Here is a 1037-nt window from a genome sequence, read left to right as displayed (position 1 = left end):
GCCATGGGCTTCGCCATGCTCGGCCGCCTGGTGCTCACCAAGCAGCTCGTGCCCTTCTACTTCCTGGGCTTCCTGCTGTGCTCCTACGCCAACGTGCCCGTCCTGGGCGTCGCCCTGATCGCCATCATCATCGGCATCGACAAGTTCGACCTGCTCGGCCTGGGCGGAGCCCAGCCCCAGCTCTCCGCGGAAGGGGATGAGGACGATGACTTCTAGTCCCGAGAACAAGATCACGCGCTCCGACCTCGTCAAGAGCGCCGTCAACGTCGGCGCCCTGGGCATGGAGTTCTCCTGGACCTACTACAAGCAGATGAACATCGCCTTCTGCCTGATGGTCGCCAACATGCTCAAGAAGATCTACGCCGGCCGCCCCGACGACTACGCCGAGGCCCTGCACCGCCACTGCGCGTTCTTCAACATCACCGTCCAGTTCGCCCCGTTCGTCGGCGGCATCGCGATGGCCATGGAGGAGAAGGTCGCCCGCGGCGAGATCGAGCCCGAGAGCGTCAACGACGTCAAGGCCGCCCTCATGGGCCCGCTGTCCGGCATCGGCGACTCCATCTTCCTGTCGACGCTGCGCGTGGTCGCCGCCGCGGTGGGCATCAGCCTGTGCCAGGCCGGCAACCCCTTCGGCCCCATCGCCTTCCTGCTCATCTACAACGTCCCCGGCTTCGCGCTGCGCGTCTGGGGCGCCGTCAAGGGCTACGAGCTGGGCGTGGGCTTCCTGGACGAGGCCCAGAGGACCGGCCTCATGCAGAAGATCATGACCTGCGTGGGAATCGTGGGCGTCATGGTCGTGGGCGCCATGTGCAAGGACATGTTCTGGGCCAGCATCCCGGTGGCCATCGGCTCGGGCGACGACGCCCAGACCCTCCAGGACATCCTGGACGGCATCATGCCCGGCATGCTCGGCATGATCGCCTTCTGGCTGTACTACTGGCTGCTGTCCAAGAAGATCAACCCCATGGTGCTGATCGTGGCCACCATGGTCGTGGGCATCGTCGGCGCGTTCTTCGGCGTGCTGGCGTAAGGGCCCG

At 65.7% G+C, this 1037-nt stretch carries 2 protein-coding genes; both read left to right on the top strand.

Annotation, left to right across the window (positions count from 1 at the left end):
- On the top strand, positions 1-216 hold a 216-nt coding region (locus DW913_RS09940; protein WP_147326485.1), incomplete at its 5' end, for a PTS sugar transporter subunit IIC.
- Positions 197-1030: a PTS system mannose/fructose/sorbose family transporter subunit IID gene (locus tag DW913_RS09935; RefSeq protein ID WP_117798386.1), complete on the top strand. Its 834-nt coding sequence runs from the start codon at positions 197-199 to the stop codon at positions 1028-1030. The genes DW913_RS09940 and DW913_RS09935, both read left to right, overlap by 20 nt.
- Positions 1031-1037 lie beyond the last annotated feature (7 nt).

Source organism: Collinsella sp. AM42-18AC (assembly GCF_003467965.1).
In the GTDB taxonomy this organism is placed as follows: domain Bacteria; phylum Actinomycetota; class Coriobacteriia; order Coriobacteriales; family Coriobacteriaceae; genus Collinsella.
This window is presented reverse-complemented; position numbering and strand designations above follow the sequence as displayed.

Excerpts from the sequence above, each read along its gene's own strand:
- DW913_RS09935 (WP_117798386.1), top strand. The coding sequence starts at position 197 with ATGAGGACGATGACTTCTAGTCCCGAGAACAAGATCACGCGCTCCGAC.